This is a genomic window from Agrobacterium sp., assembly GCF_032092815.1.
GTDB lineage: Bacteria > Pseudomonadota > Alphaproteobacteria > Rhizobiales > Rhizobiaceae > Agrobacterium.
The window spans coordinates 76,204-96,610 of record NZ_DAMDBP010000011.1 but is presented as its reverse complement, the minus strand read 5'-3'; the positions used below and the strand labels follow the sequence as shown (position 1 = coordinate 96,610).

Below are 20,407 nucleotides of genomic sequence, written 5' to 3'. Positions count from 1 at the left end.
GGCCTGTTCATTGCTGCGGCCCTTTGCCTGCCATTTGCGAGTGCACACGCTGACGACCTGGAAAAAGTCCAGAAAGCCGGCAAACTTTCAATTGCTCTGTCGGGCGTCTTCCCTCCTTTCAGCTTCGTTGATGAAAGCAACAAGGTTGTCGGATTTGACGTCGAGATTGGCTCCGAAATCGCCAAGCGCCTCAATGTCGAACCACAGATCATCACCACCGCCTGGGACGGCATCATCGCCGGTCTGGTGACAGGTCGTTACGACACGATCATCGGTTCGATGAGTGTGACCGAAGAGCGCAAGAAGGCGGTTGATTTCGTCGGCCCCTATTACCGCTCCGGCCTTGCCGCCTTTGTTCGCTCCGGTGCTGGCGTTGCCAATATCGACGAGTTGAAGGGCAAGAATGTTGGCGTGACCCTTGGCGAAGCCGCCGAAAAATGGGCGCGCGAACAGAACATGTTTGAGGTGCGCACCTATAAGGGCCTGCCGGAAATGCTTCTCGACCTGACGGCTGGCCGTGTCGATGCCATCATCGCCGATGACGTTCCCGTCTTCGTTGCCATTGCCAAGAACAATGCACCGGTCGAGCAGGTCAAGGACGAGCGCATGCCGCGTTACGACGTCGGTATCGCAGTCCGCAAGGGCAATCCAGAACTTGCAGCCGCCATGCAGAAGGCGCTGGATGACATGATGGCGGATGGCACCTATGAGGCCATTTCGAAAAAATGGATCGGCCAGGACGTTCGGTAATCCGGCCCTGACGCGCTAACCCCTGATGTTTCGCGGGGCGGGACATGGCTTGCAGTGCAAACTGCCTGAGATATCCCGCCCACTCATCCGATCCGTTTACAGAGGCCAAGGTGTAATTTTGATCTGCACCGGGTCCGAGAGGCCGCAATGGACTTTCAATTAATCTGGCGGATAACGCCCTTCGTATTGGAAGCCTCGCTTCTGACCATTCAACTCACCGTATGCTCGCTGGCAATCGGTCTGGTGGTGGCTGCCGTGGTTGCAACGGGCAGGTTTTCAAGAGTGACACCGGTGCGCTGGGCTGCCACCGTCTATGTCAGCATCATGCGTGGCACACCGCTGCTGGTTCAGCTGTTCATTGTCTTTTTCGGTGGTCCACAGCTTGGTTTTGAACTGACCCCGTTTCTTGCCGGCGTTCTGACCATGGGTTTCAACATCGGCGCCTATATGTCCGAAGGCATCAAGGGTGCCATCATCTCGGTCGAGAAGGGGCAGACCGAGGCATCCCGTTCACTCGGCTTTGGTCGGTTCGACACGATGCGGCTGTTCGTTTTGCCGCAGGCCGCACCACTGATGATCCGATCGCTGGGTGTGAACACCGTCATTCTGTCGAAAAGCACCGCCCTTGTCTCAACGATCGGCGTGGTTGAACTGACCTATTCGGCGCAACGCTTTGTCACCTCCACCTATAAGCCATTCGAGGTGTTTGCGGTCGCGGGTGCTGCTTACCTCGCCATTGTTGCGGTCATTTCGCTGACCGTAAGGGGAGTGGAATATCTGTTTACCTCCAAAGGGGAGGTTCCAGCATGAGTTTTGATTTCAGCGTTGTACCGCCCTATTGGGAAATGCTTCTGATCGGTCTGCTCTGGACGGTTGTGATTACTGCCATCGCCGGCACCGTCAGCGTCATCCTGGGCATTGGCATTGCCACGACAACACTCTACGGCCCACGTCTTGTTGCAGCACCAATCAGGGCAATCATCTTCCTGTTCATGGGAACGCCCCTGCTTTTGCAGCTCTATCTCCTCTATTACGGGCTGTCGCAGCTTGGCGTTCTGTTGCCAGCATTCTGGACCGGCGTTATCGGGCTTGGCCTGCATTACGCAGCCTATAATGCGGATATTTTCCGGGCATCCCTCAAAGCGGTAGATCCTGGCCAGACGGAAGCTGCACGTTCCCTGGGCTTCGGTTACATCGCCACATTGCGGCATTTCATCATACCGCAATCGTTCCTGACGGCTTTGCCGCAGGTGGGCAATAACAGCATCATTTTGCTGAAAGACACGGCAGTGCTGTCGGTTCTGGGGATAACGGAACTTGTCCTCAACGCCCAGCGCGCCATCAGCGAAACCTATCGTCCGTTCGAATTCTATCTGACCGCAGCCGTGCTCTATTACATCGTCAATCTGGTGATGGAATATCTGCTCCGCATCGCGGCCCGAAAAGTGGAAGCTATTCGATGAAAACTCAAACTCCCATGATCGAACTGCGGCAGATCCGCAAATCCTATGGGCCTCATGAAGTGCTCAAAGGCATCGACCTGACTGTGGCGCGCGGCAAGATCGTTTCGATCATCGGCCCGAGCGGCTCCGGCAAAAGCACGCTGTTGCGGTCCATCAACATGCTTGAGGAAACCTCGTCAGGCGAAATCTGGCTCGATGGCCAGATGGTCAACCGGCCCTTAAAAGGTCGCGCCTTTGAAAAACACATCAACCATATCCGCCAGGAAATGGGCATGGTGTTCCAGCAGTTTAACCTGTTTCCGCATTTGACGGTTCTGCAAAACATCATGATCGGCCCGATGCGGCTGAAGGGATTGAGCAAGGCAGAGGCGAGAGACCGCGCCAATACACTGCTTGAAAAGGTGGGCCTTGCCGAAAAGGGTGATGCCTATCCGGCACGTCTGTCCGGCGGACAAAAACAGCGTGTGGCGATTGCTCGTGCCTTGGCAATGCAGCCCAAGGTGATGCTGTTTGACGAGGCGACCTCGGCGCTCGACCCCGAACTCGTCGAAGAGGTCAACCAGGTCATGAAACAGCTGGCGGCTGAACACATGACCATGCTGATCGTGACCCATGAAATGCGCTTTGCAGCTCAGGTATCAGACCACGTCATGTTCATGGACGGCGGTGTTGTTGTCGAGCAAGGCGCACCAGACCAGGTTCTCACTAACCCTACGGAAGAACGTACGCGTTCGTTCCTCAGAAAACATCTTTCGAACTAAACGGAAAAAGCCATGACAAGCGAACAAAACTTTGCTTCCCGCGCGGGAAGCGAGATCGATGGTGCTCGCGTGCGCGAGTTCGCCCTACGTATGACCTCCTGGAGAAGCGAGACCGGCACCGCAGGTGAATCGACTTTCGCCAACCGGCTTCATGCGCTGCTGCAGGAAATTCCCTATTTCCAGCAACATCCCGGTGATCTCAGGCTTGTTGCAAGCCACGGTGATCCGCTGACCCACAATGTGGTTGCGCTGGTTCGTGGAACCGGCAAACGCACCCTGGCACTGGCAGGGCATTTCGACACGGTTTCTACCGACAATTACCACGACCTGAAGGATGTTTCCTGCGACAGCGCCGCGCTGAAAGAGGCGCTGATCAATAACCTCTCGGGCCGTGACGATCGCTCCGAACAGGAAGACCGTGCTCTTCAGGACCTGTTGAGCGGAGATTTTCTGCCCGGCCGTGGCCTGCTTGACATGAAGAGCGGACTAGCAGTTGCCGTGGCCTGCATCGAAACATTTGCAGCCAATCCCGACCGGCAGGGCAACCTGATGTTTGTGGCAACGCCTGACGAAGAACGGGAAAGCCGTGGCATGCGCTCGCTGCGCGATGCGTTTCCCTCGCTGGTCGAAGAGCTGGACATTGAAATCGCCGCAGGCGTCAATCTCGACGTGACCTCCGATCAGGGGGATGGCAGCGAGGGCAGGGCGGTTTATGCCGGCACGATTGGCAAGTTGTTGCCTTTTGCGCTGGTCATCGGGTGCAGTTCCCATGCCAGCTACCCCTATGAGGGGGTCAGCGCACAGGCCATGGGTGCCGGCATTCTGGCGCGGCTTGAAGGCAACGCCGCACTTGCCGACAGGGATGAAAACGATGTGTCGCCATCGCCAATTTGCCTTGAAGCCAAGGATCTTCGCAGCGGTTATGAGGTGACGACACCGGAACGTTTCTGGATCGCGTTCAACTGGCTCTATCACGCCATGAGCGCAGACGAGCTTTTTGCCCGTTTCAGAGAGGAAGTTGTGCTGGGCGCAACAGAAGCCGTTGAAAAGTTCACAGCCTCATCGGCAGAATATAGCCGCCTTGTTGGCCGCAGCGCCGGCGCGACGCCCGCGAAACCACGCATCATCACCTTCAAGGAATTGAAGATCGCAGCAGAGCGCGTGTCTGGTAAGGGTTTTGCAGCACAGTACCGTGCCAAGGAAGAGGCGCTTTCCCATATCGACAACCCGCTGGTTCTGACCCGCGAATTGACTGAATGGCTGGTGTCGATGGCCCGGGTTTCCGGCCCCGCAATCGTCATCGGTTTTGCTGGACTGCATTATCCCTCCAGCCGTCTGGCATTGTCTGACCGTAACGACCGCGCGCTGTTTCAGGCGATTGAGGCAGCCCGTGCAGGCCTTGGCAATGATCCATCGCGCAGCATTGTCTGGAAACCACATTTCCAGGGCATTTCTGACATGAGCTTCCTGGGTCTTGCCGCCAGTGGCAGCAGTGTCGTTTCGGAAAACACGGCAATCTCGCGCTTGATTGACCTCCCACCGGCCAATGCAAAGAGTTTCCCAACCGTCAATCTCGGGCCCTGGGGCCGCGAGTTCCACCAGAAACTGGAACGCGTGCACGCACCCTATGCCTTTGATGTGCTGCCGGGTCTGGTGATGGATATTGCCCAGACATTCCTTGCCGAAAATGGTGCAGAGGCCTGAGGCGGTTGAGCGACAGCCACCGAGAACTTATCAGGATGGATAGAATATGACCGCCAATCAGAACCTCAATATCGTGCCCTTTGTCAGCGTTGATCACATGATGCGCCTTGTTCTGGCCGTGGGAATGGAAACGTTCCTGACCGAACTTGCCGAGGTGATCGAGGAAGATTTCCGTCGTTGGGAACAGTTCGACAAGACGCCACGTGTGGCATCTCACTCGGATGAAGGGGTGATCGAGCTGATGCCGACCAGCGATGGAACGCTTTACGGCTTCAAATATGTCAACGGCCACCCGAAAAACACCAAGGAAGGTCGCCAGACCGTGACCGCATTTGGTGTGCTTTCCGACGTCGGCAACGGCTATCCAATGCTGCTGTCAGAAATGACCATTTTGACTGCGCTGCGCACGGCGGCAATGTCGGCAGTTGCCGCAAAACATCTGGCGCGGCCAAACTCCAGAACCATGGCCATCATCGGCAACGGCGCACAGAGTGAGTTTCAGGCGCTGGCATTCAAGGCGATCCTCGGGGTCGATCAGATCAGGCTTTATGATCTTGATCCGACAGCGACGGAACGATGCGCCCGCAACCTGGCTGGCAAGGGTTTTTCAATCACCCGCTGCTCGTCATCGCAGGAGGCGGTCGAAGGCGCCGACATCGTCACCACGGTGACGGCCGACAAGCTGAATGCCACAATCCTTTCCGACAACATGGTCGGCCCGGGAATTCACATTAATGCAGTTGGCGGTGATTGCCCCGGCAAAACCGAACTGAACAAGGACATTCTGCTGCGCTCCGACATCTTCGTGGAATATCCGCCACAGACCCGCATCGAAGGTGAAATTCAGCAGCTTGCCGAGGATTATCCGGTCAAGGAGTTGTGGGAAGTCATCGCCGGAAAACAGAAGGGCCGCGACAGTGACAGAGCCATCACCCTGTTCGACAGCGTCGGTTTTGCCATCGAGGATTTTTCAGCCCTTCGTTACGTGCGCAGCAAACTGCAGGAAACGGGACTTTACGTCGATCTCGATTTGCTGGCAGACCCCGACGAACCACGCGATCTCTACGGCATGCTGTTGAGATGCGAGGCAAAACTGCAAGCCGCCTGATCGGTTCCAATGTTCATATAAAGACAGGATGCGGGTAGATCGCCCGCATCCTGCCCCTTGGCGTGGCGATGCTCCACCCGCTCAGAAGCGGTGGTCAAAACACGACTGGTCCCTGAAGCCAGGGATCAGGAGAAATTCTCCAGCACCGCCATGAAGGTATGCCGGTCACCTTGCCCTTCGGTCAGGCGTACACGGGCCTCAATGTCAGCCAGATGGTGGTCCATCAGATGCTGTGCATGGGCCAGATTTTTCGCTTTCAGCGCCGTGACGATCAGACGGTGGTGGTCTGCACCACAATCATCCTTCTTTTCTTCCTCGTACAGCGCCATGACCAGCGACAGACGTGCGACAATCTTCGACAACATTTCGGTCAACACCGAGTTGCCGCCGAGTTCAGCAAGCACGATATGGAATCTGCCGGAAAGCACGGTTTTTGACTTCTCGTCGCCGTGGTGATGAATATGCTCTTCCTCATCGGTCAGCTTTTCAAGCGCATCCAGCTGTTCAGTGGTCGCGCGCGTCATCACCAGGTCCAGAATGGCGTGCTCGATCTTGCGGCGCGCTTCAAACAGCGCCTTGGCCTCTTCAATGCCAGGCTCGGCAACAAAGGTACCGCGGTTTTTCTTGCGCTCAAGCAGGTGGTCGCTTTCCAGAACACCAAGCGCGCCACGCACGACAGTACGACTGACGCCAAAATGATCGGCAATCGCGTCCTCAAGGATCTTGGTGCCGGGCTTCAACGCGCCTTCGCCAATCGCATTGGCAAGGGTTGTGCGGATACGCTCCGAAACATCATCATTGTTGTTTTCGGCCGCATCGGCTGCGCCATTGGTTTTTAACGCAGCCTTGGGGCTCTGACGGCGCGTCTTCTTCATGTCCTGCTCCAGATGCGATCGAATTTTGGCGATCTAATTATTTCCATGAGAATGTTTCTGCGTATATCCGAACCACCGCAAAATACAGCCCATATCCATTGTTTAGTTACGGACTGGCGGGTTTTCCACCAGTCCTGAATGTTTGCCTCAGGCCGCGGCTCGTTTTACCGATGGTTGCACGAGATCAATGCCGTTTTCAGCGCAGACGGTTTCAATGTAATGGGCCGAGTTTTTGATGAAGCCGATGGCCTGCTTGAAACCATAAGCCTGCGCCTCATAGGTCGGATACCCGTAATTGGCCGCTTCATAGCTCTCCCAATCCGGGATTTCGCCCAAGGCGACGCGTTTCTCAAATGCGGCGACCATGGCGAGATAGGCCTCCAGTTCTTCGGCGTTCAGATCAGGATGGCCGGCACGCCAGACCGGATCATCGATCTCGATGCATTGGCGCGGATTGGCCTTGCGCGGTTTGTCTTCAACCGAGGCTGCGACCTCAAGCGAGAGGTTGAGATTGGGGTTTGCGCGCGCAAGGATCGGAATGATCGTTGCAAAATCCACGATACCACGACCGACAGGGCGGGTCTGGAAATCGAGACCGCCCGTTGCATGGGCAACATAGGCATCCTTGATATGGGTCTGGCGCACATAAGGCGCGACGCGTTTGGCAGCGTAAACCGGATGTTCGGCGCGCTGCAGACCATTGGCGGTATCGAAAACAACGCCCATGCAATCCTCACCCACCGTTTCAATCAGCCGCAGGATTTCAAACGAGGTGATTTCGTCATGGGTTTCCATGTTGAGGTGCACGCCATTGGCACGGGCAACGGGCGCCAGTTTCAGAAGTACCTTTTCGGTTGCCTGCAACTGTTCATCCCAGGTCACATCAGTGCGGAAACGATCATTTGCCAACCGGCCACGATATTCGGATTTGAAGTTGCCGGGTGACACCCAAAGTTCACGGCAACCGATGGCCGCACTCGCCTCAATCATGCGGGTGAAGCCCTTGATGACGTCACCGTCACCGATCGCCCGAAACTCCGGTGCTTCGGCGCTGCAATAGGGATTGATCTTGCCAACCCCGCTTTCCAGATAAAGGCCAAGTTCGTCAGCCTTGGCCCGGATTTCCGTCAGCTCACCCTTATCCAGCGTTTCGCTCATGTCGAGAACGGTGCTGAAAAAGATACCGCTGAGGCCAAGGTCCCTGACGTGCTCGAGGCTTTTCAGGGGCCCGCGTTTTTTAACCTCTGGCAGTTTTTGTCCGTCAATACCCAGTCTCATGATCTGCTCCTTGATGTTTCCTGATCGGATGCGCTGCAATGGCGATCCTGCTTGCTTGAAGATGAAATGCGGCCCAAACGGCCGCGTTACTTGCGATCCTTCTGCGCAGTCGCATCGCGACCTTTCAGGGCGAGGCGCTGTTCAAGGAAATGCTGGCCAACCGAGGCGATAGTGGTGATGATGAGATACCAGAGGGATGCAACACAGAGCATCTCGATCACCAGGAAGTTACGGGCATAAATCGCTTGCGCCTGGGTCAACAGGTCCTGCATGCCAATGACGGAAACAATGGCACTCGCCTTCAACATGCCAATCGCCTGATTGCCGGTCGGCGGCACGATCAGCCGGATTGCCTGTGGCAACACCACTGTTCGCAGGGTTTGCAGCGGCCGCAGGCCCAAAGACGAGGCAGCCTCGCGCTGCCCACGATCAACCGCCGTCAGGCCACTGCGAATGATCTCGCTCATATTGGCCGCTTCATGCAGCCCAAGTGCCAGAAAACCCGCCAGCGCTGGCGTGACGAGATCGTTGATGGATATGGAATAGCTGCCGACACCGACCTGCGGGATGAACAATGCGATATTGAACCAGAAAAAGATCTGCACGATCAACGGCACGCCACGAAACCACCAGACGAAGGCGACAGCCATCGCCTTCAACACGACGTTCTGGCTTGTGGCCATGATGGCGACGATGCAGCCGAATGCGACACCGAACACCATGGCGCCGGCCGTTAATTGCAAGGTCAGCACCACCCCGTCCAGAATGACGGGATCGACCATATAGTGCGGGATCTCTGCCCACTGAACACTCTGGTTTCGAGCGACGATGGTGATGAAGAGCACCAGCGCGAGGATCGCGCTGGTACCTGTTGTGATCTGCCCCCACCGTATCGGCTTGCCGACCGGAGGGGCGAGGGCCATGCTGACAGGTTGAGCAAACAGGGCCATGGCTTAGTTCACCGGCATGCTGGCAGCGTCATTGAATTTGACGGTTTTGACCGCGAGTGGGCCAAGACCCCATTTTTCCATGATGGCGAGATAGGCGCCACTGTCGACCATGTGCTGAAGTGAGGCCACAACCGTATCGCGCAGTTCCGGATTGTCCTTTGCCGTCAGCATGCCGAGGTAACCCACGGCCAGACGAACCTCAGGCAGGGCCTGCAGGCCAACACCCTTGCCGGTCTGGTTTTCCGTCGTGTAGACACTCGTGGCATAACCGTTGACCGTCGCATCGGCACGACCAGTCCGCACAGCCTGCAGCACGTCAGGCATTTTCGGGATCGACATGATGTTCATCGGTGTCGAGCATTTTGAAGATGCAGCTTCCACGAGGCGCGCCTGGAACGTGCCGACCGGAACTGCGACCTTCTTGCCGCAAAGGTCTTCCATGCTTTTGATACCAAGCGGATTGCCCTTGATCGTCATGATGGTCGTTGCGTCAAACATGTAGTCGATCACATCGACCTGTTTTTCCAGCTCCACATCATCGTTGATGCCGGAAATGGTCATGTCGAAACGTTTTGACAGAACGGCCGGCACGATCGCGGCACCTGCGCCGACATTGGTCATCTGGATATCCACGCCGAGAATGACGCCGAGGGCAGCGGCAATATCGGCATCGATGCCGATCAGCTTGCCACCTTCATCCTGAAAGCTGATTGGTGGCGTCAGGTCCGTTGCGACCTTGATCGTCTTCTTATCCTTGATGGCAGCAGGCAGGCCGTCAGCCAGTTTCTGGTTGAAGGCAATGCCTGGAAGCTTGGCGACATCAGCTTCCGGCACCATTTTCACGGGTGTGCCTTCTGCAGCATGGCTGGTTGTCGCAATCAGCGCGAATGCCAGACCGGTCAAACCGCCTTTGAGAAAGTTCTTGAAGTTGCGCATGTCGTTCCCCTTTTCACTTTTTGTCTGCGTGAATTCTCGAGAAACCACGATGCAATCGGCGTGCCACTTTGGGTGCGCAGAATTTATGTTGTTGTTTTAGATCGTGAATTTATGAATCTACAAACATCAACATATTTTCGCATATATTTTTTTAAATATTTGCGCACGCAATATGGCTAAAAATTAAACGCGTGACCATCTTACCATTGACAGGTTTTCATTGTGGGTCCGCAAGCAATTGTAAAACATGGTTATTTGCCGAAACCAAGATATGGGTAAAGGCTGCTCCGCAGTCAGACAGAGGCGGTATCGACGCGGAAATGAGCGAAAATTCCTCGAAATCACTGCCCAATGATTGAGCGCACGCTTTTAAATCTGCACAAATTGTAAGTTCGAACATTATTTCGACTTAACTTTATCATAAACATTCGAAACTTTATCAGACAAAAATATCTATTTAATATCAGATAATTATCTCACACTCTCCTTCCACGAAAATCGACTTGGCACGCAGCTTGCAACTCCTTCGCCATGACCCAGAGCAAACTCAAAATCGCCGAGCGATCCCATTTACACCTGGTGCAAGGCAGCGTGGACCGCACGCCTGACCCGGCGCAACCCGAGGAAACATTCATGGCAGAGGCCTCGCAGGCAGCAGAAGGAAAACAACTCAGTGTTCGCGGCCTGACCCACAGTTATGGCGGACAAAATGCGATCAGCGATATTTCGTTCGACATCAAGGCGGGCGAGATCGTTGCGCTGTTGGGGCCAAGCGGTTGCGGCAAGTCAACGGTGTTGCGGGCAATCGCCGGCCTGATCCAGCCGAAAAGCGGCACCATTCAGCTTGGTGGGCAGGACCTTGCTTTGGTCTCGGCCCGCTCACGCGGTATCGGCATGGTGTTCCAAAACTACGCCCTGTTTCCACATTTGACGGTGGCGGAAAACATCGCCTATCCACTGGCCTGCCAGCATATGCCGCGTGCCGAACGGCGCGAGCGGGTGGAGGAAATGCTGTCGCTGGTGCAGTTGAAGGGTTATGGCAACCGGTTGCCACGCGAGCTTTCCGGCGGACAGCAGCAGCGCGTCGCCGTCGCCCGGGCAATCGCCGGACGTCCATCACTGCTCCTGCTCGACGAACCCTTCGGTGCGCTCGACAGGGCTCTGCGTTTCGACCTCCAGGTCGAACTTCTTCATCTTCAAAAAACGCTTGGCATCACGACGCTGATCGTCACGCACGATCAGGAAGAAGCGCAAAGCCTCGCGGGTCGGCTGGTGTTGATGAACAAGGGCAATGTCGAGCAGATCGACACACCCATGGCCGTCTATGACCGGCCAAAAACCCTGTTCGTCAACACATTCATTGGGCAGGCCAATGTGCTGCATGGCACGGTAGAGCGCCTTGAGGCCGAAGCGACAACAGTGATGTTTGCCAATGGCAAAAGCCTGGTTCTGCCGCGTCGCCTCAACTTTACTGTCGGCTCCAAGGTCAGCATCACGTTCCGCCCAGAGGATGTTCGCCTGTCTGCCACGGCAAGCGCCACATCCCTGCCTGCGCGGCTGACGGTATCCGTGCCGCTCGGCCCAAGCCTTGTTCACGACCTTGTCCTGGAAAATGGGCCTGGCCTTCGTGCATCGGAGGTCCGAGGACCTTCGACATTCATTCCCGCGCCGGGAGCACAGCTCTTTGCCGAGATCGACACCAGCAGGTGTCACGCCTTTCCGAGCGAACCGGAAGCATTCCGTGAATAAACAATAACAGAGGTGAACAGATGAAAAACTTCAATATCACACGCCGTCATTTCGGACTGCTTGCCGCCGGTGCGGCTGTCGCAGCTGGCGTTCCATTCGCATCCCGTGCTGCTGGCGGCACGGCTGTTGCAGCAACATTCCCCGGCAACTGGGAAGATGGCTACCGCACTGTGCTGACGCCACTCGTCAAGGACGCCGGTTTCGACCTGACGGTTGCACCGGCTATGGCGCAGGACCAGCTGGCCAAGGTCATGGCAAGCCCCGGCAACCCGCCCTATGACACATTGCTGATGTCGCCCGGCCAGATGGCTGTTGCCGTCGAGAACGATCTTATCCAGAAGATTGACCCTTCCAGATTGAAGAACTGGGACTTGCTGGATCCGGCCTTCCAGGGCGAATACGGCCCGACCGTCACGGTTGAAGTCAACGGCATCGCCTATAATCCGGATCTCGTTCCGGCGCCCAAGGGTTATCGCGATCTCTTCGAAAACCCGGCTTACAAGGGCCTTGTCTCCTGGACCGGTTTTGCCTCCAACACTGGCGTGATGGCCTATACCGAAATCGCCAAGATTTTTGGTTCCGGCCCGACCGACATGGATGCGGTTTTCAAGCTGTTCAAGGAACATCCGGAACACATCAAGGGTGTCGTTGCCAGCACCAACCACCAGATGACCCTGTTCCAGCAGGGCGAAATCGCGGTGTTCATGTGCTCGACAGGCAATGTCGCCAAGCTGAAGGCACTGGGCCTCAAGGCTGAATTCGTTCAACCGGAAACCGGCTCGCCGGCCGCCCCGGTCAACATCCACCTGACCAAGGGTGCCAAGAACCTCGACGCCGCCTATGCCTATATGGATGCGGCCATTTCCAAGGCAGCACAGGACAAGCTGAAAATGCCGCCACAGGAAATGTTCCCAACCAACAAGGACGTGGAACTGACGCCTGGCATCGAAGCCTACGTCAAACGCGAACAGCTTGCCTCGCTGGTCTATCCGGACTGGGCTTCCATCAACAAGAACCGTGCGGAATGGATCCGCCAGTTCGACGCCCTCGTTGCTGGTTGAGGTGATACGATGAAAGCGAGCGGCTTCCCATACGTTATCCCGATGCTGTTGCTGTCGGTGGCGTTCTTTGCGACGCCGCTCGCCGTTCTCGTCGGGTTCAGCTTCATTGGCCCTGACGGCCTGTCACTCCACAATTATGCACGTTTCCTTGGCGATGCATTCAATTACCGTGTGCTGATCAACACTGCCAAGCTGGGCCTGCAGACCATTGTCAGCACGACACTGCTCGGTGTGCCAATTGCGCTTTTTTACTGGCACAGTCGCAAGACGGTGCGCCAGATCATCATATTTCTGACGCTCATTCCGATGCTGACCAGCAATGTGGTGCGCACATTTGCCTGGATCGTCATTCTTGGACGGCAGGGGCCGATCAGCGAGACCTTTGTGGCACTTGGCCTTGCTGAGCGCCCCTTCACCTTGATGTCCACCGAACTTGGCCTCGTGATGGCGATGTGCCAGATCGATTTGCCGCTCATCATCCTGCCACTGGTTGCAATCCTGTCGCGCATTCCGGTCACCTATACCGAAGCCGCTCAGGTTTCAGGTGCCGGCCCGTGGCGCATTCTGGTGACCGTTTTGCTGCCGATGATGTTGCCCGGCCTGCTGGCGGGCTGGATCCTGGTTTTTGCCAGCACCAGTGCATCCTTCGTTACCCAGGCGGTCATCGGTGGCGCCCGCAATGTCTATGTGCCGCAACTGATCTACCGCGAAGTCGGCACGCTGTTCGATTGGCCAATGGCATCGGCGATTGCCGTCGTTCTTCTCATGTCGACAGGCATTCTGCTGGTTGCCATGACCATGATTTCCCGTCATCGGAGGCTTGTTGGCCATGCGTAAAAACCGTGAAAACCCGTTGCCCGTCTTTCTCTACAAGGCCTTCGTCTTCGGTTTTGGCGGTTTGAGCCTGATCTATCTGGTTGCACCCATCGTCATTGCCATCACCATGTCGTTCACATCAGGCCAGACGCTCAAATATCCGCCTGAGGGTTTTTCGCTACGCTGGTACGAAGCACTTTTCGACCCGGTGAGGTCTGGAACCGAACATATCGCCGCTGGCAACTCGTTGAAGATCGCCTGTCTTGCCGTGCTTGGTTCCTTGTTGTTTGCCGTTCCGGCCACCATCGGCATGGCCCGGATGCAACGCAGATCCGTCAATACGATTGAGCCGTTGCTGCTGGCACCTCTGGTGCTGCCAAGCCTCGTTTACGGCCTTGCGGCATTGATCGTGGCCAACTTCGTTGGCTTCCAGCCATCACTCTGGCTGACAGTGATTGGCCATGTGGTGGTTTTTGGACCGCTGATGTACCGCGCCGCGTCCGTCGTTGCACAGGGCATCAACCCTTCGCTTGCGGAAGCATCAACCGTGATGGGCGCCACGTGGTTTACCACGCTGCGAAGGGTGATCCTGCCGCTTCTGACACCCGGCATTCTAGCCGGTGCCTTTCTCGTCTTCATCCAGTCACTGGATAACGTCTCGGTTTCGCTTTTCCTCGCCGATGCACAAACAACCGTTCTGCCACTTCGCATGTTCGCGCTGATCGAAGAGTCGCTCGATGTGCGTGTGGCTGCAATGTCAGGTGTCCTGATCGCACTGACACTGGTGGTGATGCTGGTTGCAAGACGGGTGCTGGCACCGACGCGGCAAGCCTGACTGACATACATAAATCTGGAAGGAATACCCAATGAACATACGTGCCAACAAAACCGGCCACTACCGCGTCGGATCGCTGCTTGCCGATTTCCAGCCGGATTTCGACTTTTCAGCTCCACTGCCTCTGCCACTCGAGGAGTTCGAGGACCGGCTGCGCCGCATTCGTCGGCAGGCGGTCGAAGCCGGGCATGATGCACTGGTTGTCCATACCGGTGGCGTTGGCTGGTTCCACACGTCAAACCATTATCTGCGTTATATCTGCGACTGGATGCGCGAGGGTGTTCTGATCATCCCGACCGATATCGACAAGCCGATGGTGCTGTTGTCGTTTTTCACCCAGTCGGTGCTTTTGCCACCGGGCGGAGAACCGGTGCTGGTGGAAGACATATGGCAGATTGGGCCGATTGGCCGCGAATATGCCGACCGTCCGGGCGACAGCGTTGTGAAAACAGCGGAAAAATGCGCTGAACTTTTGATTGGCATGGGCCTGTCGAAAGCCCAGATCGGCCGTATTGGGGACCGCACATCGCTGACATTCTGGGCTGCACTTGATGAGCTGATGCCGAAGTGCAAATTCGTGGCCGACAACGCCATTCTCGACCGCATGCAGAAAATCCGTTCTCCACGCGAAATTGAAATGTTCCGTGCCGCCGCCCAACTGGTCAGCATTGCCACACAAGCCGCCTATCACGTGGCGCGGCCTGGCGTGACGGACCACGAGATTTATGCGGCCTTCACCCAGGCACAACTGTCCTTCGGTGGCGAGACCGGTGACGGCTATCAGATCGGCATCAACGAATTCGGCACCCATTGCGGCAAACCCTATGGCCATGTCGTTCGGCCGGGCGATCTCATCAACCTCTACGTCTCCAACGTGACCTATCGTGGTTACACAGCCCAAACCGCGCGCATGATTGCTGTTGGCGACATCACCAAACGGCAGGAAGAGGTGCTGACAGCCTGTACCGAAGGCGTCAAACGCGCTGAAAAACTCATCCGGCCCGGCGCCCTGATGCGCGATGTCAACAATGCAGCCTTTGAACCGATGATCGAACGCGGCATGCTGACCTCTCCCGAAGCCCGAACCATGCCTTACAACTGGGCGCCAATGGATGACGGCACGGCACGCCTCATTCCACGTCAATATGTGAAAAACATCGACTGGGAGGCACAGGGACGCACGCTGATGCATGTCTACCCCGCAACCCATGGGCCACATAACCCCAATCTTGGCCATTCCGTTGGCATGGCAGGCGGCCAGAACAGCTTCAACATCTCGTCGCATAATTACGACCGAATGGAAGAGGGCATGGTGTTTGTGCTGCACACCCAGTGGCTGGAGCCCTTATCCGCTGGCTGTAATGTCGGAGACATGTATGTTGTGACAAAGGACGGGTTTGAGAACCTGTCTCGCCACACACCGCTTGAAACCCACCGTATCACTGCCGAGGCCTGACATGACCGAGCACACTCATTTCGATTTCGCCAAACTCAATGAGCGGGAACGCTACAAGATCCTGATCGGCACGGTCATTCCCCGCCCCATCGCTTTGGTGACCACGGTCAACAAGCAGGGTCAACCCAATGCCGGTCCGTTCAGCTTTTTCAACGTGCTGACCCATGACCCGGCGATTGTTGCGATCGGTGTCGAAAACTACGCCGACATGCGTTTCAAGGACACCGCTCGCAACATTCGCGAAACCGGCGAGTTCACGGTCCACATCTGCGACAACGCGCTGGTGGAGCAGATGGAGGTTTGCGCCATCAAGTTCGGCCCTGATGTGGATGAAATGGAAGAGGCAGGGCTTGCCACCGTGCCTGGCCAGATGGTGTGCAGCCCACGCATTCTGGCAGCGCCCGCCGCCCTTGAATGCCGCCGCCACACCACCCTGCAGGTCGGCCCGGCACGCGAGATCATTCTGGGTGAAGTCGTTGGCGTGTTTGTGCGCAGCGATGCGGTCAATACATCCAACCTGCATATTGACCAGCAGATGATGGACGCGGTAGGTCGGATGGGTGGGCATACCTATGCCCGCACTCGCGATCAGTTTGATATCAAGACGCTGACGCCACAGGAATGGGAAAGCCGGAAGGCCGGCGGAAAGGCTGCAGCAGAATGACAAACGCCAGATATTTTTCCGATGTTGGCGGACTTCCACCTCAGACACAGACCCTGTCCAGCAAGGCTGTGTTTACAACGGCTTACGCTGTTATCCCGAAGACCGTGATGAGTGACATCGTCACCAGCGTATTGCCACATTGGGACAATAGCCGTGCCTGGATCATTTCGCGCCCATTGAGCGGTTTTGCCGAGACCTTTGCACAATACATCATGGAAGTTGCGCCAGGCGGCGGCAGTGTTCGCCCTGAACCTGATGCGCGTGCGCAGGCCGCAATCTTCGTCGTCGAAGGTGAGGGCACCATCCATTATGACGGCAAGGACCATGCGCTGCGCACCGGCTCATTTGCCTATATTCCCGCTGGCGCCAAGTGGACATTCCGCAATGACAGCGCTGCACCGATCCGCTTCCATTGGGTGCGCAAGGTATTCAAGGTTGTTGACGGCCTGGAGCTGCCGCCTGCGGTCTTTACCCATGAAGACGAATGCGTGATGGACCCGATGCCCGATACCGATGGCAAATGGGCAACGACACGTTTCCTTGACCCCAAGGACGTGCGTTACGACATGCACCTCAACATCGTCACCTTCCAGCCCGGTGCCATCATTCCGTTCATGGAAACCCATATCATGGAGCACGGGCTTTATGTGCTGGAAGGCAAGGCGGTCTATCGCCTGAACAGCGATTGGGTTGAGGTTGAGGCTGGCGACTACATGTGGCTGCGCGCCTATTGCCCGCAGGCCTGTTATGCCGGCGGCCCCGGCCGCTTCCGTTACCTGCTTTACAAGGACGTCAACCGTCACCCGGATCTTTGAGTTTTCGGATCATCAAAGCTCCAGTTGAGTGCGAATACCGTGATGGCAATTGCAATGCCCGGCCAGATCATCAACATCGGCTGGTCAAAAATGAACACACGGTATTCAAACAACATCGAACCCCAATCCGGTTTTGATGGATCGGCACCCAAGCCGATGAAAGCAAGCGACGCGTAGGCAATCACGGCTGAACCGGCCTGGTTGCCTGCATAGGCAAACATCAGCGGCAATGTGTTGGGCAACAAATGGCGGCTGATCATCGCCGGCGCCGAGACACCAAACCCTCTGGCGGCCAGAATGAAAGGCTGCCCCAGCACCCGGTTGCTGAGCGAGTGTGCCAGCAGGGCATGCGGACCGATCCCGGCAAAACCAAGCGCCAAACCGGCACTGAGCGGTGAAAGACCGAACACTGCCGCAGCCGTCAAGGCGACGATCAATGTCGGCACCATGATGAAAAACTCGCAAAACCGTAAGATGAGCGCTTCGCGCCAGCCACCAAGAACGGAGGCTGCGGTGCCAAGCAGCGTGCCAATTGTGAAGCCAATGGCGCTAACGCACAGCATGACACTTGCCGTTCTCCATCCCGCCGCCATGATCCGTGACAGCAGATCGCGCCCCAGATGATCCGTTCCCAGCAGGTGATCGACCGTCATGCCCGAATTGCGCACCAGCATGTTGACGGCATCCGGATCATGCGGTTGCCAGAAGCCACCGAGCAGCATCAACACGACGAGGATGATCAGAAACCAGCAGCGCATCATGGGTGAAGCCGTGGATCAAGCAGGCGCATGGCAAACAACGCCAGACCATTCATGACAATCATCCATGTGGCGATGATCATCACATAGGCCTGCAGCACCATCTGGTCGCGCGCACCGATGCTTTGAACCAGGAACTGGCTGATACCGGCCAGCCCAAACAGGATTTCCATGGTCGCGGTGCTGCCAATCACCCAGCCGGCTTCTGACCTGACCGTTGAAAGCAGGGCGTAAAGCGCGCTGCGATGACCATGACGCCACAAGGCCTGACGTTGCGACAGCCCCTTGGCCAGCGCCGTTCGAAAATAGGGCTGGGTAACCGTCTGGCGCATGTCTTTTCGATAAACGCGGGCAAAGACCGCGGTCGAGTGCAGGGCGATCAGCAGGATTGGCAGGGCAATCGCAGTCCAGTCATTTGCGAGAGGCCGGATCCAGCGCAATTGCACACCCAACACCCACAGCAGGATAAGACCGAGCCAGAAACCCGGCACCGCCTGCACAAACACCGACAAGGCTCTGCTCAAGCGATCCGCCAGACCATCAGGACGCACGGCGGCAAAAAAGCCGATCGGTATTGCCAGAGCGATGGCCAGTGTTAACCCCGCAAGACCAAGCGAAAGAGAGACTGGCAGGCGCTCAAGCAGTTCGTTGATCACCGGCTCGCCAGTGCGAAATGAGCGCCCCCAATCGCCAACCCCGAAGTCTGTCAGCCAATGGAGATAACGGATGATCAGCGGCTGATCCAATCCCCAATCGGCACGTAGCGCCGCGACAGTTTCATCCGTCGCAGGCAGGTTCCAGACCCGGATGGCGATGGCAACCGGATCGGCAGGCATCATGGCAATGACAGTGAACGAGGCGAAGGAAATCACCAGCAATCCCATCAATGCCTTGAGACCGACCCGGATCAGGTTCATGATTTTTATCTGGCCTCACCAATATCAGCGCGCAGCACGTGATAATCCGAACCCCACGGCTGATAATCCTGCAGAGGTTTCGACAGACCGACATACCAGACCGGCGAAACAAGGAAGGAAGCAGGAACATCCTCAAACAGTTTTGCCTGGGCATCGAGCGCAATGGTGAAGCGTTTTTCCGGATCACCTTCGGTGGCAAAGCGGTCGAGGATCGCATCAAAATCGGCAGAGGCATATTTGGCGTAGTTCAATGAAGCGCCACTGCGCAGCATCGAATTGAGGAAAAATGCCGGATCACCGCTTGGGGCAGTGTGCTGCGCCCAAAGCGCGATATCGAAATTGCCTTCGGACGCTGCCTGCTGAATGTTTTCAATGACCTGCGTATCAAGCGCTACACCGATCCGTGCCAACTGAGCTTTGACAACCGGCAACATGGTGACGAGATCAGGACGCTGCGGATAGGTGATGGCAAGCAGGCGTAGGCTTTCACCATCCTTTTCACGCATGCCATTGGCATCCTTTTTCCAACCGGCTTCATCAAGCAACGCAGCCGCCTTGTCGAGATCGGTCGGGCGTGGCTGTTTACCGGCAAATGGGAAATAGGGGGCGTAGGCGCCTGTTGCCGGTTCGCCGCCATTGATGGCAGCAGCGAGCTCCGTGCGATCAAAGGCAAGATCAAGCGCCTGACGCACCTTCACATCACCCAGAAGTGGTCGGGTGGTGTTGAGGAAGGCGAGGTACTGATAACCGACCGGAAAGGACTTGATCGTCAGATCTGGGTTGGTTTTGAGGCGGCTGATCACTTCCGACGGCAGGCCAAAAGCGAGATCAAGCTCACCGGCTTCCAGCGCCAGAGACATGGTTTGTGCATCGGAGAACTTGCGGAAATCAACGGCAGAGCGTTTGTCTGCCCCGGCAAAATGGGCGTTTGGCTGCAGCGTGACCGATGTATCGGTTTTAAAATCGGCAATTTCATAGGGACCGGTAAACACGGCCTTGCCGTCTCCGGCTGGCGCATAGGCAATCAGCGGCCATTCCGCAAACAGTGCCGGAATATAGGGGACGGGCTTTTCGGTGGTGACCTTCAAGGTCAGATCGTCCGTTGCTTCGAATGCCAGCTTGCCACCGGTGGCCAAGGCGGCCTTGTTGTTGGCAAAGGTATTCTCAAAACCCTTGGCAAGGGCTGCGGCCGTCACCGTCGTGCCGTCGGAGAACTGACGGCCTGATGTCAGCGTAATCGTCCAGGTGAGGTCACCGGTTCGTTCGGCCTTTTCCGCCAGTTCGGGAACCAGCTTGCCGTCCTTATCCACGGTGAAGAGATTTTCACCGATACCATGACTGGTGAGCGCCCAGCCGTTTGACCCCTTGGCAGGATCGATACCGCTGGTGAGATAGGTTGCGCCAACACGCAAGGGTTCATCTGCAAAAACCGGGGATACTGCCATGGCTGAGGCCACCACACATCCTGCCGTGGCCAGGCGCAATAGGGTTTTAGGATACAAATCTCTCTC

At 56.6% G+C, this 20,407-nt stretch carries 20 protein-coding genes; 13 read left to right on the top strand and 7 right to left on the bottom strand.

What is annotated here, in order from left to right:
- Positions 1 to 3: 3 nt before the first annotated feature.
- The 6 genes from RT613_RS09015 (at position 4) to RT613_RS08990 (ending at position 5,786) form a co-directional block, all read left to right on the top strand.
- Positions 4 to 750: a transporter substrate-binding domain-containing protein gene (locus RT613_RS09015; RefSeq protein ID WP_313614758.1), complete on the top strand. Its 747-nt coding sequence runs from the start codon at positions 4 to 6 to the stop codon at positions 748 to 750.
- Positions 751 to 897: 147 nt separating this feature from the next.
- Entirely contained in the window at positions 898 to 1,560 is a 663-nt protein-coding gene (locus RT613_RS09010; protein WP_313614701.1) for an amino acid ABC transporter permease, read from the top strand.
- Positions 1,557 to 2,213, top strand: coding sequence for an amino acid ABC transporter permease (locus tag RT613_RS09005; protein WP_313614699.1), 657 nt, complete (start codon positions 1,557 to 1,559; stop codon positions 2,211 to 2,213). Before RT613_RS09010 ends, RT613_RS09005 begins: the two co-directional genes overlap by 4 nt.
- Positions 2,210 to 2,974 (top strand): amino acid ABC transporter ATP-binding protein, encoded by a 765-nt coding sequence (locus RT613_RS09000; RefSeq protein WP_313614698.1) that lies wholly within the window; start codon positions 2,210 to 2,212, stop codon positions 2,972 to 2,974. Before RT613_RS09005 ends, RT613_RS09000 begins: the two co-directional genes overlap by 4 nt.
- A gap of 12 nt (positions 2,975 to 2,986) precedes the next feature.
- On the top strand, positions 2,987 to 4,678 hold the full coding sequence (locus tag RT613_RS08995) for a M20/M25/M40 family metallo-hydrolase (RefSeq protein WP_313614697.1): 1,692 nt from the start codon (positions 2,987 to 2,989) through the stop codon (positions 4,676 to 4,678).
- A 46-nt stretch (positions 4,679 to 4,724) separates the two neighbouring features.
- Positions 4,725 to 5,786 (top strand): ornithine cyclodeaminase, encoded by a 1,062-nt coding sequence (locus RT613_RS08990; protein WP_313614695.1) that lies wholly within the window; start codon positions 4,725 to 4,727, stop codon positions 5,784 to 5,786.
- Between the two features lie 125 nt (positions 5,787 to 5,911).
- On the opposite strand, the gene RT613_RS08985 is transcribed toward RT613_RS08990, so the two are convergent.
- The 4 genes from RT613_RS08985 to RT613_RS08970 form a co-directional block, all read right to left on the bottom strand.
- Positions 5,912 to 6,661, bottom strand: a complete 750-nt coding sequence (locus RT613_RS08985) for a GntR family transcriptional regulator (protein WP_313614693.1) — start codon at positions 6,659 to 6,661, stop codon at positions 5,912 to 5,914.
- A 147-nt stretch (positions 6,662 to 6,808) separates the two neighbouring features.
- Complete coding sequence (locus RT613_RS08980; protein ID WP_313614692.1) at positions 6,809 to 7,939, bottom strand: sugar phosphate isomerase/epimerase family protein; 1,131 nt, start codon at positions 7,937 to 7,939, stop codon at positions 6,809 to 6,811.
- Positions 7,940 to 8,025: 86 nt separating this feature from the next.
- The gene (locus RT613_RS08975; protein WP_313614691.1) at positions 8,026 to 8,889 is read right to left on the bottom strand and encodes an amino acid ABC transporter permease; all 864 of its coding nucleotides are present in this window, start codon (positions 8,887 to 8,889) and stop codon (positions 8,026 to 8,028) included.
- A gap of 3 nt (positions 8,890 to 8,892) precedes the next feature.
- Positions 8,893 to 9,825: an ABC transporter substrate-binding protein gene (locus RT613_RS08970; protein ID WP_313614690.1), complete on the bottom strand. Its 933-nt coding sequence runs from the start codon at positions 9,823 to 9,825 to the stop codon at positions 8,893 to 8,895.
- Between the two features lie 633 nt (positions 9,826 to 10,458).
- Here RT613_RS08970 and RT613_RS08965 point away from each other — a divergent pair.
- From RT613_RS08965 to RT613_RS08935, 7 genes are read left to right on the top strand one after another with little or no spacing between them, the layout of a single operon-like run.
- Entirely contained in the window at positions 10,459 to 11,574 is a 1,116-nt protein-coding gene (locus RT613_RS08965) for an ABC transporter ATP-binding protein (RefSeq protein WP_313614688.1), read from the top strand.
- Positions 11,575 to 11,594: 20 nt separating this feature from the next.
- Entirely contained in the window at positions 11,595 to 12,635 is a 1,041-nt protein-coding gene (locus tag RT613_RS08960; RefSeq protein ID WP_313614686.1) for an extracellular solute-binding protein, read from the top strand.
- A 9-nt stretch (positions 12,636 to 12,644) separates the two neighbouring features.
- The gene (locus tag RT613_RS08955) at positions 12,645 to 13,472 is read left to right on the top strand and encodes an ABC transporter permease (RefSeq protein ID WP_313614685.1); all 828 of its coding nucleotides are present in this window, start codon (positions 12,645 to 12,647) and stop codon (positions 13,470 to 13,472) included.
- Positions 13,465 to 14,286: an ABC transporter permease gene (locus RT613_RS08950; RefSeq protein ID WP_313614683.1), complete on the top strand. Its 822-nt coding sequence runs from the start codon at positions 13,465 to 13,467 to the stop codon at positions 14,284 to 14,286. Before RT613_RS08955 ends, RT613_RS08950 begins: the two co-directional genes overlap by 8 nt.
- A 31-nt stretch (positions 14,287 to 14,317) precedes the next feature.
- A complete protein-coding gene (locus RT613_RS08945; RefSeq protein ID WP_313614681.1) occupies positions 14,318 to 15,742 on the top strand; it encodes a Xaa-Pro peptidase family protein in 1,425 nt (474 codons plus the stop codon).
- A 1-nt stretch (position 15,743) separates the two neighbouring features.
- Positions 15,744 to 16,406 carry a flavin reductase family protein gene (locus RT613_RS08940; protein ID WP_313614679.1) on the top strand — a complete coding sequence of 221 codons (663 nt, stop codon included), beginning with the start codon at positions 15,744 to 15,746 and terminating at the stop codon, positions 16,404 to 16,406.
- Positions 16,403 to 17,221, top strand: a complete 819-nt coding sequence (locus RT613_RS08935; RefSeq protein WP_313614677.1) for a bifunctional allantoicase/(S)-ureidoglycine aminohydrolase — start codon at positions 16,403 to 16,405, stop codon at positions 17,219 to 17,221. The genes RT613_RS08940 and RT613_RS08935 overlap by 4 nt, the downstream gene beginning before the upstream one ends.
- Here the strand turns inward: RT613_RS08935 and RT613_RS08930 are convergent.
- The 3 genes from RT613_RS08930 to RT613_RS08920 are packed head-to-tail and all read right to left on the bottom strand — an operon-like array spanning position 17,206 to position 20,341.
- Positions 17,206 to 17,982 carry an ABC transporter permease gene (locus tag RT613_RS08930; protein WP_313614675.1) on the bottom strand — a complete coding sequence of 259 codons (777 nt, stop codon included), beginning with the start codon at positions 17,980 to 17,982 and terminating at the stop codon, positions 17,206 to 17,208. The two genes, RT613_RS08935 and RT613_RS08930, sit on opposite strands and share 16 nt — an antisense overlap.
- Positions 17,979 to 18,896, bottom strand: coding sequence for an ABC transporter permease (locus RT613_RS08925; RefSeq protein WP_313614673.1), 918 nt, complete (start codon positions 18,894 to 18,896; stop codon positions 17,979 to 17,981). The genes RT613_RS08930 and RT613_RS08925 overlap by 4 nt, the downstream gene beginning before the upstream one ends.
- A gap of 5 nt (positions 18,897 to 18,901) precedes the next feature.
- A complete protein-coding gene (locus RT613_RS08920) occupies positions 18,902 to 20,341 on the bottom strand; it encodes an ABC transporter substrate-binding protein (protein ID WP_313614672.1) in 1,440 nt (479 codons plus the stop codon).
- Positions 20,342 to 20,407 lie beyond the last annotated feature (66 nt).

Bases quoted from the DNA above. Each gene is read 5' to 3' on its own strand.
- RT613_RS08975 (WP_313614691.1), bottom strand. From the start codon at position 8,889: ATGGCCCTGTTTGCTCAACCTGTCAGCATGGCCCTCGCCCCTCCGGTC.
- RT613_RS08990 (WP_313614695.1), top strand. From the start codon at position 4,725: ATGACCGCCAATCAGAACCTCAATATCGTGCCCTTTGTCAGCGTTGAT.
- RT613_RS08985 (WP_313614693.1), bottom strand. From the start codon at position 6,661: ATGAAGAAGACGCGCCGTCAGAGCCCCAAGGCTGCGTTAAAAACCAAT.
- RT613_RS08940 (WP_313614679.1), top strand. From the start codon at position 15,744: ATGACCGAGCACACTCATTTCGATTTCGCCAAACTCAATGAGCGGGAA.
- RT613_RS09000 (WP_313614698.1), top strand. From the start codon at position 2,210: ATGAAAACTCAAACTCCCATGATCGAACTGCGGCAGATCCGCAAATCC.
- RT613_RS09010 (WP_313614701.1), top strand. From the start codon at position 898: ATGGACTTTCAATTAATCTGGCGGATAACGCCCTTCGTATTGGAAGCC.
- RT613_RS08995 (WP_313614697.1), top strand. From the start codon at position 2,987: ATGACAAGCGAACAAAACTTTGCTTCCCGCGCGGGAAGCGAGATCGAT.
- RT613_RS08950 (WP_313614683.1), top strand. From the start codon at position 13,465: ATGCGTAAAAACCGTGAAAACCCGTTGCCCGTCTTTCTCTACAAGGCC.
- RT613_RS09005 (WP_313614699.1), top strand. From the start codon at position 1,557: ATGAGTTTTGATTTCAGCGTTGTACCGCCCTATTGGGAAATGCTTCTG.
- RT613_RS08945 (WP_313614681.1), top strand. From the start codon at position 14,318: ATGAACATACGTGCCAACAAAACCGGCCACTACCGCGTCGGATCGCTG.
- RT613_RS08960 (WP_313614686.1), top strand. From the start codon at position 11,595: ATGAAAAACTTCAATATCACACGCCGTCATTTCGGACTGCTTGCCGCC.
- RT613_RS08980 (WP_313614692.1), bottom strand. From the start codon at position 7,939: ATGAGACTGGGTATTGACGGACAAAAACTGCCAGAGGTTAAAAAACGC.
- RT613_RS08965 (WP_313614688.1), top strand. From the start codon at position 10,459: ATGGCAGAGGCCTCGCAGGCAGCAGAAGGAAAACAACTCAGTGTTCGC.
- RT613_RS08920 (WP_313614672.1), bottom strand. From the start codon at position 20,341: ATGGCAGTATCCCCGGTTTTTGCAGATGAACCCTTGCGTGTTGGCGCA.
- RT613_RS08955 (WP_313614685.1), top strand. From the start codon at position 12,645: ATGAAAGCGAGCGGCTTCCCATACGTTATCCCGATGCTGTTGCTGTCG.
- RT613_RS08925 (WP_313614673.1), bottom strand. From the start codon at position 18,896: ATGAACCTGATCCGGGTCGGTCTCAAGGCATTGATGGGATTGCTGGTG.
- RT613_RS08935 (WP_313614677.1), top strand. From the start codon at position 16,403: ATGACAAACGCCAGATATTTTTCCGATGTTGGCGGACTTCCACCTCAG.
- RT613_RS08930 (WP_313614675.1), bottom strand. From the start codon at position 17,982: ATGATGCGCTGCTGGTTTCTGATCATCCTCGTCGTGTTGATGCTGCTC.
- RT613_RS08970 (WP_313614690.1), bottom strand. From the start codon at position 9,825: ATGCGCAACTTCAAGAACTTTCTCAAAGGCGGTTTGACCGGTCTGGCA.